15 protein-coding genes are annotated in these 16,443 nt (G+C 38.1%); 6 read left to right on the plus strand and 9 right to left on the minus strand.

Going from position 1 to position 16,443, the window contains the following annotated elements:
• The 5 genes from ASU31_RS27350 (at nt 1) to ASU31_RS27355 (ending at nt 3,218) form a co-directional block, all read left to right on the plus strand.
• Nucleotides 1–141 (plus strand): hypothetical protein, encoded by a 141-nt coding sequence (locus tag ASU31_RS27350; RefSeq protein WP_157257888.1) that lies wholly within the window; start codon nt 1–3, stop codon nt 139–141.
• Nucleotides 142–426: 285 nt separating this feature from the next.
• Complete coding sequence (locus ASU31_RS00920) at nt 427–798, plus strand: 4-fold beta flower protein (RefSeq protein WP_057930518.1); 372 nt, start codon at nt 427–429, stop codon at nt 796–798.
• Nucleotides 799–850: 52 nt separating this feature from the next.
• Nucleotides 851–1,816, plus strand: a complete 966-nt coding sequence (locus ASU31_RS00925; RefSeq protein WP_057930519.1) for a HEPN domain-containing protein — start codon at nt 851–853, stop codon at nt 1,814–1,816.
• Between the two features lie 265 nt (nt 1,817–2,081).
• Complete coding sequence (locus ASU31_RS00930) at nt 2,082–3,038, plus strand: hypothetical protein (protein WP_057930520.1); 957 nt, start codon at nt 2,082–2,084, stop codon at nt 3,036–3,038.
• Between the two features lie 12 nt (nt 3,039–3,050).
• Nucleotides 3,051–3,218: a hypothetical protein gene (locus tag ASU31_RS27355; RefSeq protein ID WP_157257889.1), complete on the plus strand. Its 168-nt coding sequence runs from the start codon at nt 3,051–3,053 to the stop codon at nt 3,216–3,218.
• A 362-nt stretch (nt 3,219–3,580) separates the two neighbouring features.
• On the opposite strand, the gene ASU31_RS00935 is transcribed toward ASU31_RS27355, so the two are convergent.
• From ASU31_RS00935 to ASU31_RS00955, 5 genes are all read right to left on the minus strand, one after another.
• The gene (locus ASU31_RS00935) at nt 3,581–4,405 is read right to left on the minus strand and encodes a hypothetical protein (protein ID WP_057930521.1); all 825 of its coding nucleotides are present in this window, start codon (nt 4,403–4,405) and stop codon (nt 3,581–3,583) included.
• Between the two features lie 673 nt (nt 4,406–5,078).
• Nucleotides 5,079–6,278: an AGE family epimerase/isomerase gene (locus ASU31_RS00940; protein WP_057930522.1), complete on the minus strand. Its 1,200-nt coding sequence runs from the start codon at nt 6,276–6,278 to the stop codon at nt 5,079–5,081.
• 7 nt (nt 6,279–6,285) lie between these two features.
• Nucleotides 6,286–7,464: a glycoside hydrolase family 130 protein gene (locus tag ASU31_RS00945; protein WP_057930523.1), complete on the minus strand. Its 1,179-nt coding sequence runs from the start codon at nt 7,462–7,464 to the stop codon at nt 6,286–6,288.
• Between the two features lie 20 nt (nt 7,465–7,484).
• Nucleotides 7,485–9,311, minus strand: coding sequence for a sodium:solute symporter family protein (locus ASU31_RS00950; protein ID WP_057930524.1), 1,827 nt, complete (start codon nt 9,309–9,311; stop codon nt 7,485–7,487).
• A 71-nt stretch (nt 9,312–9,382) separates the two neighbouring features.
• Nucleotides 9,383–10,504, minus strand: a complete 1,122-nt coding sequence (locus ASU31_RS00955) for a glycoside hydrolase family 26 protein (RefSeq protein ID WP_057930525.1) — start codon at nt 10,502–10,504, stop codon at nt 9,383–9,385.
• A 216-nt stretch (nt 10,505–10,720) separates the two neighbouring features.
• Here ASU31_RS00955 and ASU31_RS00960 point away from each other — a divergent pair, with 216 nt between their 5' ends.
• Nucleotides 10,721–11,596, plus strand: coding sequence for a helix-turn-helix domain-containing protein (locus tag ASU31_RS00960; protein ID WP_057930526.1), 876 nt, complete (start codon nt 10,721–10,723; stop codon nt 11,594–11,596).
• Nucleotides 11,597–11,612: 16 nt separating this feature from the next.
• On the opposite strand, the gene ASU31_RS00965 is transcribed toward ASU31_RS00960, so the two are convergent.
• The 4 genes from ASU31_RS00965 to ASU31_RS00980 form a co-directional block, all read right to left on the minus strand.
• Entirely contained in the window at nt 11,613–12,587 is a 975-nt protein-coding gene (locus ASU31_RS00965; RefSeq protein WP_057930527.1) for a glycoside hydrolase family 5 protein, read from the minus strand.
• 7 nt (nt 12,588–12,594) lie between these two features.
• Nucleotides 12,595–13,824 carry a glycoside hydrolase family 26 protein gene (locus ASU31_RS00970; RefSeq protein ID WP_057930528.1) on the minus strand — a complete coding sequence of 410 codons (1,230 nt, stop codon included), beginning with the start codon at nt 13,822–13,824 and terminating at the stop codon, nt 12,595–12,597.
• Between the two features lie 25 nt (nt 13,825–13,849).
• Nucleotides 13,850–15,157: a glycoside hydrolase 5 family protein gene (locus ASU31_RS00975; protein ID WP_083505226.1), complete on the minus strand. Its 1,308-nt coding sequence runs from the start codon at nt 15,155–15,157 to the stop codon at nt 13,850–13,852.
• 80 nt (nt 15,158–15,237) lie between these two features.
• The gene (locus tag ASU31_RS00980) at nt 15,238–16,434 is read right to left on the minus strand and encodes a hypothetical protein (RefSeq protein WP_057930529.1); all 1,197 of its coding nucleotides are present in this window, start codon (nt 16,432–16,434) and stop codon (nt 15,238–15,240) included.
• Nucleotides 16,435–16,443: the final 9 nt, after the last annotated feature.

Raw genomic sequence — 16,443 nt, forward strand, 5'->3', positions numbered from 1 at the left:
ATGAGTAAAAACGAAAGCGGTAACAGTACCATCGTAAGAGAGGGTGGCAACAAAGTGCAATCTGCACCAACAACAGTTAAACAGGGTAGCAATTTACCAACGTTTCAGACACCTCCACCGCCTCCACCAAAGAAAAAGTAGTTTGTCGACAAATATCACATGGCAATGCTATGTGATATTTTTCAAATGACAAGCTTCTCTTAAGAAACTTACTTTTCAAAACCATCATATCCCAGTTATTTTACTACTCCCTAAATAATAATATCAACTTCATCTTTTAGATATGCAGTAAACATTGTTCGATTTATGATGCCATTTACGGTTTTCCATATTTTCTTTTTTAGTTATTGAATTACTTTAGTTATCCAAAATCATGTCAATTTCATTTGATGATCAATTTATCCCTTTAAATATAAATCTATTATAATGACAGCTCTATTCAATAAAGACACGGACCTAGTAGGATGGTTAAGTGACGATAAAAAAAACATATTTAATACGAAAATGGAGTGGGTTGCTTTTGTTTCTAGTGATTCAAGCGTATGGAATGTAAGCAAAAAAAATTGGCGAGGACATCTTTATGGAAACAATATTAGAGACTTCAATGGCAAAACATTATTCTGGAATCCAGATACGCCAATTGAAAATACTTATGCACCCTATAGACCTTACACGCCTTACACCCCCTATAGACCATACACCCCCTATACTCCGTATACGCCATACAGGCCTTATAGACCTTACACTCCAACAGGTGGTTGGTCCCATCTATCATGGGATGAATTTGTAAACGATTAATATTTTTCTGCCTATAATTCTAAATTCATACCCAAATTAAAACTCTTACGTAATGATCAACAGAGGGAAATATAACATAGAGTCATATGCTCACATCCTGAATACTGATAGATCAATCCTTAAATTAAATCCAATAATTGAAAAGTTTGGATATTCTTTCATGTGCGTTACGGCATCTGAATTTGAGAAAGAATTTTCTGAAATCCTTAACATTCCGAAAAATACAGAACGCAAACTAACTATTATAATAGGAAGAGAGCAGCATGGGATATCACATGAATTACATCATGCTTTAATTCACAATCCTGTTTTTGGGTTAAGGTTTATGCACATGGAATATCCAGAAATAATACTCCTCAAAAAAAATGAGAATTTTGAATTGACTGGAGGTTTCTACGATTCATCAATTGAGATGAATGCATTTACTTCTTTTCATTCATTTGTTTCTGACTTGCTTTTACAATTGAGATTGCTGAAAGCAGGTGAAATCTTCTGTTCTCAAAGTTTTCAAATAACATCAGAGACCAGACAAATATCATTTCGACGATTTGAGGTTTCAATAGGTTCTTTTGGCGACTATATTTTAAATGATGTAGAAGTAGATGTGCTATCAAAAACACTTAAGCATAATTTTGAATCTAATTCATTAACAGAACTGGCTGTAAAGAACTTTAATATAGTATATAATTTACCTGATGGGAGAATTAGATTCATCACATTGATGACTTGTCTAGAAAGTTTATTTAATCAAGGAAAAGAACAGATTGCTCATACCATTGCAAGACATTTAGCGATAATATTATCTAAAAACAAGGATGAGTTCATTGAAAATTACACCAGAACGAAAAAGTTATATAATGCAAGAAATGCCATTGTTCATGGTAGTGAACACAAAGGTAATCTAGTGGAAGATTATCTAGACTTAGCAGAAAAAGTAAGAAAAGCTATAAATTATTGCAATAAATCTGAACTATCAAAAGAAGGATTATTTGCAGAATTAAACACTAGAGGGTTTTAATCAATCTTACTGATACGAAAATAAGCCTCTCTTCTCAACACATTTCAAGAAATTCCGGCATAAACGCACCATCCATATCACAGCCTATTTATTCCGTTGCTTCTTGATTTAATTGAGTTGAAAGCTTGATCAAATACCATAATTAATTAAGGCGAAAATATAGAAGATTACCCTAGCAGAAATTAGAGAGATAATTTAAATTCCGAAAATCTAATTTGAGTTAAAATATATATATTGCGATATCAAATTAACTCAATCATTATAAATGACTTTTATCGCAAGTGTTATAGCTAAAGAGGGCATCGCAATTGTAGCCGACTCATTTGGCACCACATTAGAACATTCTCTAAATGAAAAAACTTTTCTTGATTACATCGCAGAGGCCGATGATAAAGACAATATACCAATCCAAGAGTTAATTGAGCTATTTGAAAAGAAGCCTTCATATACTAGAAATTATGTAGATAAGTTATTTCGATTTTCGAAATATTCAGCAATAACATTTACTGGTGCTATCTATATTAATGGAAAAGAGATAAAGGAAATCGTAAAATCTATAGCTACAGCAATGGATACTGACAATGATGCTCATAATGCAAAAGAATTAGAAACCATTTTAACAGAATTTTGTAGCTACTTGAAGGCTGAAGTAATTGAACATGCACAAACCAATAACTTAACGCCAACCGATCTTATCTTTTCTCATTTTAACTTAAGTACTAATACACCGCAGATTTACGTTATTAAAATTGATGCTGTTGATAAAGACAACTTTGATTCAGAAGCAGAGGATTTAATAACATTTGCTGAACAATCGCACCTAGGAATTGTTACGGATGGACAAAATAATTTTGTTGAGCGATTAATTTTCGGATCTTTAGTAAAAAAAATCGGCACAGTAAAAGACGAACTTATTAATCATGTCGTTGATGTTTTAGAATTAGAAGGAGATCAAAAAGATAAGCTGATTGAATCGATTCGAGACTTTGAATTTTTAAAGGATACTGTTCTTGAAGATATGTTTTCTATTCAATTCAGAGAGTTAAGTCTTCAAGAAGCATTAGATTTGGCAGCATTATTGATAAAAATAGTTATGGACATACAGGTTTATACTGAAAAAATACCTACAGTTGGTGGTTTAATCCGACTTGCAGTTATCCACGAAGAAAGAGGGTTTGAATGGATTTCTGGACATAAGTTAGTTCCCTCTAACATAATTTAATATTTTTGCATCATGAAAAACCTTAAAGAAAGTGCCTACGAAAAAAGTGTTTGGCAACAGGTTGCAGTAAAAATCAAACATGCTGATGCTGATAGGCGAAACGAAACAAAAGACTTAATGAATAAAATTAAGTCCACATTAGAAAGAAATAGTCAGGCAAATTGTCCTCCCCAGAGATAGTTTACTGAAAAACACAAAAGCAGAATTTAACGATTCTGCTTTTGTGTTTCGTTAAATTATCAAATTATCTCAAAAGAAAATTTTATTAGTTAAACATCGTGATGTGCACATTCATCCAGCCCATTGTCCTATGCGCTAAGACTTGTGCTAGTGAGTTTTTGTATTACAAATCTTGTTCTTAATCACTTTTTCAAAATTTACTATTGCTTCACAATGCCTATAAAGGGTCGATTTTCCGCAGATTGACTCTACTGATTAAAAGCTCATCGAAAGATGGGCTTTTTTTGTTATAAATTGATTTTGTTTGGGCCTTAGCGAGACGCTACGACCAGAATGAGGTTAAAAGGCGTGAATACCTTACGCTATTTGTTTTGAATTATTTTTTCGAATTCGGCCTGGGTTAGAATTTCTAAAAATTCATCGCGAAAGTGCCATACAGATACATATCCGGCCGAGACAATGAAGCTGATCACCCAAGTGGTCTTTGCCTTCCATAATTTAAACGCACAAATATCTGTCGCGGTAATATAAGGACTTGTTTCACCTAAGTGTTGATGTGAGGATGCTTCTATCGTGTCTATACCACCGGTTCCCAGGGGAATAAGGTTGTTATGAAGCTTTGTCTTTTTAATGATATTATTGTCTCTGTCAAAATTAATCAGGTAATCATTTCCTAATAACACTTCATCCGGTGCTGTTTGCGCAGTGATGACATATACTTTTTTTGCCCCATTTTTTATAATCGGGACAAGATTTAAACTGGTATTTTCATAAAATTTAAAAAGCGTGTCGTTTAAAACAGCCTGTGCAGCTTTTGACCGGATGGCATGCAAGTCTTTTTCAACTCCGGTAAATTTTCTTGTTGTGGTGTCTATACTATATTTAGATGAGTCTAACTTATGGCCAAACTTAACTGTCGCCAACACTACCGGATCGTCATTTTTAGAAAAAAAGATCGTGGTCATTTCTTTTTCTGTCTCATAAGAAAAATATCCCCCAGATAAACGCTTCTTCTCGCCATAACCGAAGCTGAAAATCTGTGTACTATGACCTGAAGCCCATTCAGAACGATAAAGTATTTCCCCCTCTACATTAATGCTATCAGCAATTTTTCTCAGCGCATTTTTTTGTGCTGTTGCGTTTTGCGCCAGGATAAATAGGGTAATCAATGTTAACAGTTTTTTCATTAAGGCGAAGAGCTTGGTAAATATTTTGTGAATATAAATAACCTTGCGGATTTTGTATAACGCGGTTGCGATAAAACGAGGTTTCAAACGTTTACATCGTTATCTAAAAAAGCTATATTCAAATTTTGTTTGATAGTTTAAGAAAGCTAATTCACGTAAATCATCCAAAAAATAGTTCGAGAATTGCCCAACGTGAGCTACTAAAACCCGGCAAAAAGCCTTGAAGTTCGAACCCTTTCTTTAAAAGGAGCTCAAATTCAAGGCTTTTTCTTTTTGTGATATTTTCTCATGAAAATAAAAAAACAAATATAAACTTGTTTTTCATTAACAATAAAGCAACTAACAGTTCGATCCTGTTTGGGTTAACCCAAACGGCGAAAACAGATTAACAGCCGACTAACAACACCTTAGCGTCCGAACCTCTGCTCAGGTTGGTTGAGAAAGTCAGACGATCTGAAAACTTAAGACTTATCCTAACGACCACGAAATATATTTTAAACCAGGTTAAGAGCCTCAATTATATGATTGAAGAAAAGACATCGGAGAAAAACACAGCCTGGCCGTTCAATATCCTTTGAAAGTAAAAGAACTGAGCACCTTATTAATATCTCTTAAATAGAAAAACATAAACGAACAAAATTTATCGAAATACTATTTAAGGATAATCCTGCCGTTAGGGGTATAAATCAATCCTTTTAATTAACTCCACACAGGCCCTACTATTATGATAAGGGCATTTCCAAACACCTACCTTATCTTCACCTTGCATAACCTCATCCTGTTCATTTACACCCCAAAACCATTCTCCTTTTTGATAATTGATGATTTTACGTTTCACAGACTCCCAATTTTTCAGACTGATCTCCAGAAAGCTTTCATCTGTTGATAACTGCCATGCATTAAAAAACCCAACCATAGCCTCTGCCTGTACCCACCAGTGCTTTTCCCTGACAAGATGATTCCTGGAAGGCTCATATTCATACCACAGTCCTCCATCAGCGTCAAGGCCATTCTTGGCAGCTTCGGCCATCTTCACCGAAACTGTTTTTACCATGCCCGTCAGCGCCTCATCGTGAACAGCTTCTGCAGCTTCCAGCAGTAACCAGGCGGCTTCTATGTCGTGTCCATAAGAAACTATATCTGATTTGGCTTCCCAGTTCTCATCAAAAAACAAAATCAGGCTCCCCGTTTCCTTATTGATTATCTGCGTGGTAAAGCAGTGCACAAGCTCAATAATTTTACTTCTTAAGTTTTCATTCGGCCAGATCCGATAAAGCGTTGTAAAAGCCTCCAGAACATGGAGATGCGTATTCATCGTCTTTTTTTCGTTCGCGTCCTTCTCACTAAGCCTTAAATCATCTAAAGAATTCCATTCGCGGTTGAAGGCCTCAAGATACCCTCCTCTTTCAATATCATAACTATGTTTGATTAAGCCATTGTATAGCTCGATAGCCTTTTCTTTTGCAAAGGGGTTCTTGGTTGCGCTAAAATACTCACTAAAAGCATAAATGGTAAAAGCTATAGCATAAACCTGCTTTTTGGTATCAACAGGAGTACCCTTAGCATCGAGCAGCCAATAAACACCTCCAAATTCTTTATCGATAAAATAGTCATTTATATATTGAAAAGCCCTATCTGCCATTTCCAGATATCCACGATCTGCATTTAGATTGTAAGCAGCAGAAAACGACCATAGGATCCTAGCATTTAAAACACTCCCTTTTGGAGCGGAATAATCAATATTGTTATTATTATCAATCTTACCTACAAAGCCTCCGTTAACTTCATCAACAGTAAAGTTCTTCCAATAGCTCAGAATATTTTCCAGTTCCAGGCTTAATTCCTCTTTATATTTTATTAAATCCGACCTCAATTTATGCCTAAATTACAGAACCCACTTTATTTTTTTCAATATTACCCAAAATCCGATCAACCGTGGCAGCTGAGCGCAATCCATCTGCTGGTGTGTTTATCACATAATCTACCAATATATCAAGTGTACTGGTTGCAACATGCATCCTTGTATCTGATGAGGCGTAATAGATAAACACTGTTCCCTGCTCATCCAAAATCCAGCCGTTGCTAAAAACCACGTTAGAAACATCCCCGATACGTTCTTCGCCTTCAGGAGCCAAAAAATAACCTGCAGGTTTATAGATCACCTTAGTCAGATCCTTTAGATCGGTCATAAACATGTATAGCACATAACGTAAACCTGCGGCTGTATTTCTCACTCCATGGGCCAAAAACAACCAGCCATATTCTGTTTTGATCGGCTCTGGTCCCATTCCATTTTTAGCTTCGTAAACGGTGTGGTAGTTTTTATTGTCGACAATCAGTTCCTTTTCAATAACCGCATTTTCAATTGAAGCACTTAATCCGAACCCGATTCCGCCACCGGTACCGCTTTCAATAAAGCCATCCTGCGGACGTGTATAAAAAGCATATTGTCCATCAACAAACTCTGGATGCAATACTACGTTCCGCTGTTGTGGTGAGGGGGTTTTCAGGTCGGCCAAACGTTCCCAGGTCTTTAAATCTTTAGTGCGAACAATTCCACATTGCGCTACCGCCATCGATTGGTCGTATACAGGCGCATTAGGATCTTTTCTTTCCGTACAGAACAGACCGTACATCCAACCATCTTCATGCGCAACAATGCGCATATCGTAAACATTGGTATCAGGGTTATCCCCTTCCGGAAGCGTTACAGGCTCCTCCCAGAAATTAAAATTATCTATTCCGTTGTCACTTTCCGCCACGGCAAAAAACGATTTCCGGTCGGCCCCCTCTACCCTTACAATTAAGATATACTTGTTGTTAAACTTAATCGCACCAGCATTAAAAGTTGCATTTATACCGATCCGCTCCAATAAATAAGGGTTGGTCTGTGAATTGAAATCGTATTTCCAATTTAATGGTACATGTGCAGCAGTTAAAATAGGGTTTTCATACCTATCGAAAATCCCATTCCCCAAAGCCAGCTTCTTATTTTTAAGCGCAACTATTTTTTTGTGTTCTTCTTCTAACTGCTTTTTTCTTTTCTCAAAATCTATCATAAAAATATGCTATTATTTTTTTAATCTTCTAATTTATTCCACCAGGTTCTTTTCAGGATCAATACGATTACAGCTAAAACAGCAACGGTGATAAACAGCGGTGTGTGCATACTCAATATAAAATACATTGGCAGAATGGTTAAACACAGCTGGGCAATTATCCCTAGCAGTACATTGAACATATCGAGCTTAAATCTTTTATTCCCCTGAAAAGTTGGGTCTTCAGCAACAACAAGTTCATGGACGGGTTTCCAAAACCCCCATGGCCTTACGGTTTTGTAGAATGATTTTAAGACCGTTTCATCTGTTGGAGGAGCAGCGTAAGTACCCACGATACAGCCGATCATAGAAAGTACAAACAGTAATGGCCACCAGTAAAGTGGCAGACCGTGGGTAACATAGGGCATTGCCAGTGCAGCCGCTATCCCAACAGCCATTCCCCAGAAAAAACCATTGGCATTAAACCGCCACCAATACCATTTCAGGCAGTTGGCAGCTACATAACCACCGTACAGGCCACCGACGATCCATTGAAGGATATCGTTTACATTGTTGGCGAAAAAGCCCAGAACTACCCCTATTGTTACCACTATTATACCAACGATATAATTCATGTTGATGACCTTCTTTGTACTGGCTTTTGGATTGATGTATTTTAAATAAATATCATTAACGATATAAGCCTGGGCAGCATTAAGCGTTCCGCTGAAAGTACCCATAAATGCGCCTAACAATCCTGTAAGTACAATACCTAAAATCCCGACCGGTAAAAAATTGTTGATTGTTGCGGGTAAAATCCTTTCAAAGTCTGTAACCCCGTCCGGCCCTTTTAAATAAATCTGGTTGTAATATAAAAGCGCGAGCACGGTTAAACCGATTACCATGGAGTAGCGGATGGGCAATAATATTATGCTTACAAAGCCGGTCATTTTACTTGCCTCTTTGGGGCTTCTGGTACTGAGCACCTTCTGCATGTCGTAGTTTGGCGCCGGGCCCGCCAAAGAGGCAAAAACACCTTTCAAAAGCATCATTCCAAAGAAAATCCCGAACAGGCTGAAACCGTCATCGGCAATTTTTTTATTGGCATCGGCGGCAATTTTACTCCAGTCCAGATCCAGTTTCCAGCTAAAAAACGGATCGTCCCAGCCTTTGGGAACATTTAAAGTCTGTCCGTGGAGATGGTTCATGGCGATAACGGCAATTGCCAGACAGCCAACCGTCATAAAAGCATATTTGATCATATCACCCAGAACGATACTGTGCATACCTCCTAAAATGGAATAAAACATAGCGAAAAGTGTAAATACGATTCCATAGAAATGGGGAACATACCTGGTGGGGATATCAAAGGGGACATAGCCTTTTACATAATCCCATGGGATGAAAATTTCCATGAATTTGCCCAGTCCGATAAAACCATAGGCCAAAAACCCAAAACAGCTGATCAATGCAAATGCAATTACAACAATATGAGAACTTTTTACTCCTTTACCTATTGAGCCAAACCGTGTTTGCAGCCATTCTGCACCCGTATTTGCATTGCTTCTACGCAACCATTTACTTAAGAACATCATCATAAAAACCTGATTGAATACCGGCCAGAGCCAGGGAATCCAAATGCTTTTTAAGCCATAAACAAAACATAATGCCACCATCCACATGGTTCCACTTATATCGAACATATCTGATGCATCACTCAAGCCGAGTTTATACCAAGGCAGTGATTTACCGCCCATCATGTAACTTTCTTTATTCTGTTTTGCCTTCTTCCGGTACCAAAAGCCAATAAAAATCATTGTGGCGAGGTAGAGGATAATGATTAAGACATCTATTAATTGTAATTTCATTTATTTGGTTATTGCACTGTTGTATATGGTTATTTGTGTTATAATATTAATGAAATGATTTCCTACCCACGCTATTTATAGATTGAATATCTTCTTAGCCCCTTTTGAAGAAGAATATTATTACCCTTTAAAAACCCCAGGAAATCTGGCGCGGAAACCTGCCCGGGATAGGGCGCATAATAATGGTTGTCTTTTTCTTTTTCGCGATAGCCTGCATTTCGCCAGAATAGCACGTAGGATGGTTTATTATCCTCAATTGCCTTAGAAAAAACACCTGTCCACCAAACCGCATCAGGAATTTCCACAAAACCTGTTTCAGCAAGTGCACTTAATTTTCTAGTCTTTTTAGCAATCTTGTTCTGGATGGCCAGGCAGGTGGAAACATCTTGCTTAAATAACACACCTTTTTCTATCCCACCATACTGATAGTAATCAAAACTGAGTACATCAACAAAATTATTGCCTGGATAGCGCTCCAGATACTGTTCTTCGGTTCTAAAATCACATGGATTAAACACATAAATCAGATTGTGCAGATGCTTTTTATCCCTTAAATACTGAACAGTAAACTGCCACAACGCTTCATATTCCTGAGGGCTGCAGGATTTTTTACCCCACCAGAACCAGCCGCCACCATTTTCATGGAATGGCCTGAATAAAACAGGGATCAATTTTCCGTCAGTTCCTTTCAATGAGTTTGCAAATACAGAAAACCTGTCTAACCAGCTTTTATAAAGCATATGCTTTTCCCCTTTTGGAAGAATCGATCTAACGGCTACTGAAACGGTATCCCACGAAGTTTTTCCGTTAAAGGGATTATCCATATGCCAGCTCAGGGTATTTATTGCGCCCATGTCATAAGCTTTTTTGATGTACCCCCGCATTTTTTCAAAGGGAACACCATCAATATTCTGCGCTTTACCCGTCTCCAGTCCCGAGACATCCCAGCCAAAAACAGCTGGATATTCTCCAGTTAGATCCTTGATATCGCTTCTGCCTTCCTGATATTTCCAACCAACACCATAGGCCATATCATCCTGGTGACCAAACAATACTTTTTTACCAGAAAGCCTGATTAAATTCTTATATAGGTTTTTAGTTTCGGGCGTAGCTTTTCTATCTATTAACTGCCCGAAAACAGCAACGAAAAGCATACAAAAAAACAAGAACAACGGGACTATTTTTTTAATCATTCGAATCTATTTTGGCTAGTATTTTGGCGCTCATAATAATTATCTAAAATACCGATGTAATTAACATAAACAATAATACTATTTTAACCAATCAATATATAATACGTCTTATTTCACCTCCAATTACGGCTCAAAATATAAAAAAACAAATATTTTTTTATTACATTGCATCAATGTTCTTTTATCTTAAAAATATTTTTTTCAGAACTAAAAGTTATGAATAACATCATTAAAGAAATTACCCCCCTTACCCAGAACGATTGTTTCACTATATTTTCCAGGGTAAAACAGGATTTTGATTTCCCGCTCCATTTCCATGAAGAATTTGAACTTAATTTAATTTTGAATGCACCGGGTGCCAAACGGATTGTTGGCGATAATATTGAAGAAATTACAGATATGGAACTGGTACTTGTTGGCCCTAATCTTTCCCATGTTTGGACTACCCACAATTGCAAAAGCGAAGAAATTACCGAAGTTACGATCCAGTGGCACAAAGACCTTTTTGATGACAAAATGCTGCGCAGGAACCAGCTAAGTTTTATCCGTAAAATGTTCGAACGCTCGGTTAGGGGTATTCTGTTCCCCCGTGAAACCATTGAAAAGGTTTACAAACGTATTTTGGATATAAACCAGCTGCAGGGTTTTGATTCTGTTCTTGAACTGATGAGTATCCTTCATGATTTATCTACCTCGAAAAGTATGCGGGTGTTATCAGATGCTACTTTTAACAACGACCAGGTATTAAATTACAACAGTAGAAGGATTGATAAGGCTTTCGAATTTATGAATGCCAATTTTGATAAGCCCATTACCCTGAAAGATTTAGCCAAACTGGTTAGCATGGCAGAGATTTCTTTCAGCCGGTTTATTAAAAAACGGACGGGAAATACCTTTATTGATAGCCTGAATGAAATTCGTCTGGGTCATGCTACCCGCATGCTTATCGAAACTACACATTCAGTAGCAGAGATTTCTTACAATTGTGGATTTAACAACATTTCGAACTTTAACCGACTATTCAAGAAAAAGAAACACTGCACCCCCAAAGAATTTAGAGAGAATTTTTCAGGAACAAGGGTATTTATTTAAATCGGGCAGCCTGATATTATTTATTCAGTTTCCTGAGTTGCTTCTTAATATATTTTCCTGCTGGCGTGAGCATTTCAGGCTTCCATTTCCCTTTCGGAGATGCTCCAGGTACCAGCAGAGCAGTGGTTTCTTTTTTATCGGTAATATTCCAGTTTGCCCAGCTCAATTTATTTTCCTCCATCCAGGAAAACCATTTATCCGTTTTTTCAACATCAAACTTACCGTCGCCATTGGCCTCTCCAACGCCCCACTCTGTTACAAAAACTGGCAGACCTGAAGAAATAGCCTCATCGGCCCGCTTCATTAAAATTTCTTGATGGCTTGGTTCTGAAGCGTAAAAATGAAATGAATAAGCAATGTTGCTGAATCCTTTAATTGGATCTTTGGCCGCTACATCAATGTCCTGATCCCAATGCGGACTACCTACAACAATTATGTTTTCGGTATCGTATTTTCTGATTTCGGCAATCACCTGTACCGCATAATCTTTAACAGCCTGCCATGTTATTTTTTCTGGCTCATTAAATATCTCATAAATGATATTGGGTTTGCCAGCATATCTTTTAGCCATTTTTGCAAAAAACATTTTTGACTGATCCAGATGTTCGTTTGCATGGTGATCGTGCCAATCAATCAGCACATACAGATTTTTCTTAACCGCAGCATCGATTGTTCTGGTTACCAGCTCTTCCTGCTCTACCGGATTCTGCAGATAACCGCCATCTGGCTGTACCGCCATTGAAACGCGCAATAAACTAATATTAAAATCAGATTGAAGCCAGTTTACAACATCCTGGTTATAATATTTTTTTCCTTCCCAAATGCTCCATGATAAACTTATGCCACGAAGTTGCGGCTGGATATTTTTACTGTTTAAAATTTTCCCATCAACAACTTTTAATGCGCCGTTGCGCTCCACCCAGTTTACATTTTGGGCAAAGGAGGCGATAGCGAAAAAGACAAATACTGAAAGCAACACAACTTTTTTCATAAGGAATCTATTTAATACGGTACACTGAAGGCATTTTATCGGCAAAAAGCACAAAACCATCATTTTTAAAAGCCATAAAATCACTAGCCGCAGGATGCCCGGTATAGGGTGTCCAATAGGCATCTTTGGTATTTGCCCAAAGCAGCACATAAGCAAATTCCAGGTGCTGATTTTTCAGGGATTTTAGCAGTTGCTGCGTAAACCAATCTGTTTTGGTTAAGTTTTGCAGACCAGTTTCTGTCAGTGCTGCTAATTTATTATGTGCCTTTGCGTAATCGGAAACGATTTTAAATTTTGACGCTGCAATATCTGGCGAAACACCTGCTTTCATATCTTCATAATTATCGGTACCCACCAAATCTACGTATTCATCTCCAGGAAAATAAGTTAGATACTGGGTTTGGGAATTAAAATTCCGGTCTGGAGACCATGCATAAAGAAAATTCCTTACTCCCAAATCGTCCCGAAGGTATTTAACCGTGTACTGATACATGGCAATATATTCTGCGGCTGAGCAATGTCCATTTCCCCACCAGAACCAGCTGCCATCCATTTCATGAAAAGGGCGAAAAATAACGGGAATCAGTTTCCCATCTGCACCAATAAGGGTTTTGGCATAATCTGCTACAATTTTTAACGAAGCCTTAAAAGTTTCGTTTGCCGATCCGCCGGGCAAAACCTGGTTAACTGCCGCAACCGGAGAATCTGACCAATAAAACCCGCCCTTTGAAACCGGGTTTGCATAATGCCAGCAATAGGTATTTATTCCTCCACGGTTGTAAGCCTCGATGGTGAGGGTGCGGGCAATCGATTTTTCGTAATCGAACCAGGCACCCGCTGCAAAATTTGTCATATGGATAAAATCGTGACCATAAACTGCAGGATAAACACCTGTAACCGTTTTAACATCACTTTGCGTGGAAGAAATCTCCGAAAACTGCTGCTCGTTAGCCCATTGCGATGCCGCACCTGTTACCCCTCTTTTCGTATCGTCCTGATGACCAAAAAGAATATTGTTTTTTGCAATCTGTTTCAGGTTATAGAAAAGGGAAGCGGTTTCGTCTGTTGCATTTTTATCTACCAACCAGGTTTTAACCGCTGGTAAATCCGTTGCAGTGGTAACTGGCAAAACAGGGACTACAGTTGGGTTTTCAACGGTCTCTTCTCCATTCTTTTTACAGGAAAAGAATGCAATAGCAGCCATTGCAACTCCGAAGCATATATTTTTTAGGTTCATGAATAGTTGGTTTATGGGGGCTGGATTACTTTTTCAAATAGGTTTGTACAGTTTTCCAGGTAGATTTATCCGAATCGAAAACAGCATTTAACCCTTGCTCTTCCTGCGGGGGATCGCCAGAGAATTCATCGCCGTCTTTCCAGAACAACTGTCCTGGTATAGGTCTTGATGTTCCTCCAAATGCCCAAAAATTACAGCCCGCAATTGCACCTTTATTCTTCCGGCTATCTGCCCACAATGCGAAAATATTTCCGAAATATTCATCCCGCAATTTGGTCGTTGATGATGGATCAAAAGCATGCCCATCTCTTGGCAGGCCAAACTCCTCAATTACAAGCGGTTTATTTAATTGCCGGGCAATGCTTTCATGCCTATTAATGTAAGTAGCTGTTTTTTCAATAACCAAAGGTAGGTTTTCAGCCGTGGGTGCATCTTTAAACCAACCCCAGTTTTTAGGCCAGATGTGGATAGTTAGATAATCAATACTTTTATTTGCGTGAATCTCCTTAAACAAATCCCAATTCTCATCAGTCCCCATAAAACCTTCGGTGCCTATAGTAACAAGATGGTTCTTATCAATTGATTTAATAAAATTGGCAGTGGTAGAAATCCATTGTTTATAATTATCAATAGCATCAGTCCGCATTGGGCGGGGCTCATTTGCAAGCTCCCAGGCCATAATAGCAGGCTCATTAACATATTTTTTACCTGAGTAAGTATTTTTGTGCCCGAGTATAAATTTTAACTGCTTTTGATAATCGCTTTTACAGGCTTCGCAACTATAAAACTTACTCGTATAATCGCGCTGCTCATCCCAATTTAACTTTCGTTTTAGCGTTTCATTATCAATCTGGCCGTTCCAGTTCAGGTATTGGAGAAAACCGCCGCTCCACTCCCAGTTATTGCTTAAAAACAAAACAGCATACATCTTGCGTTTTGCCATTTCTACCAATAAAAAATCCAATCCTTTTAAAAGTTCAGCATTAAAAACCAGATGCTGGGCCTGCAATGCGGGTTTAACACGATCAACCCCATTAATTTTTCCTTCGCCCTCTGAGCCAACCAGAATACGGAGGTTATTTACACCCTGCGATTTCAAAAAATCAAGTTCACTGATCAATCTCTGTTTGCCTTTAATAGTGTCCTTTTGTAAAGCCAGTAATCCGCCATACCAGTAGTTTGCACCAACATAATAGTAAGGTGCTCCATTAATTACAAACTGGTGGCCAAGCGATTTAACAAAGGCTGATTTCTGAGCATTTGAAGCTGAAAAGGAAAGTATCAGCGTAAATAACAAAATAATCCTAAACATTCTTTTTTGAAAAAAATCCATATTCTTTTTTATTTCAGGGCATAAAAAACCCGGCACATCACTCCTGTTTTATGACGGGCCGGGTTAAAGTTATTTTAGTTTTATTTTACAAGAATCCAATCATCAATATAAAAGCTTTCATCCTGCGCATCGGGTCCTTTAATCCAGAAACCCAAAGCATTTGAAGGCGATCCTGTAGCCCAAAGCCCTAATGTAGAAAGTGGAATTTTATAGTAGTTCCAAACATTTGCTTTAACCGTTATCGGTGCAGACTGGTCTCCGTTTCCATAACCTCCGGCACGTTTATCACCAGTGATATATAAAGTATAATCCTGAGAACCGCCCTTGATGTAGAAAGATAAGTAGTTATAGCCTCCGGTACTAGGCAACCCCACATTCCAGTTGGCCACACCATTAGCACTCCAGTTACCTTTTGCATAATTAAGCTTTAGTGATTTTACACCTGATTTTGCCGCTGCTGAAGATACTTCACCACTTCCCCAAAAATTGCCACTCCAATTTGTACCATAATCTTCAGTAAAGAACTTATAGGCCTGATCGAGATTAACATAAACCTGCTTTGGTGCAACCTGTCCTCCTGGATAAGTTAGCAGTAAGGTTGTAGAAGTGAGCGCAGAGCTTGGCATTTTAAGCGTTAATTCGGTATCGTTTTTAGTTAAAATTGTTGCTTTAGCAGTGGAGGTGCCCAGTTGAATATCGGTAACACTGGCAAGCCCGATACCGGTTAAAGTAATTTCAGCGTTAGCAGAAAAATTATAGTTAGAAGCTTCTGTAACCGTTGGTGGAGGAAGTAATATCGAAAATTTATAATCCACCTTTCCGTAAAGGGTTGTAACTGACAAAGTATTACTTTGGGTTGGCCCAGCAGGGGTGTTTTTTGGAATACCCACCAAAATTGTACTGTCTGAGCCCAGGGCTTTATTAAAATATACAGAAAGCCCATTAAACGAAACCGTGGTAACACTTGCTAAATTCGTACCTATAATGGCGTACATATTCTGCAGATTCCCATCGGTTGTTGTCGAATCCATTGCAACAACTTGAGGCGTAGTATTCGGAAAGGTAACTGATGTCGCTTTTCCATTCGCATCGTAAGTGGTGATGGTTGTTGTTAATTTACTATCGATGTAAGATTTACTGATGGTACGTACCCTAGTAATGGTTGGCGCACCCTTTCCGCCTTCTGCATCATCTTTCTTACAAGATGCGATCCCCAAAGCTACCAATACAGATAACAGAAACGGGATTATGCTTTTTTTATTCATTAATATTTTCATTTCTTTTCT

It is taken from the genome of Pedobacter ginsenosidimutans, assembly GCF_001442625.1.
Classification (GTDB): domain Bacteria; phylum Bacteroidota; class Bacteroidia; order Sphingobacteriales; family Sphingobacteriaceae; genus Pedobacter; species Pedobacter ginsenosidimutans.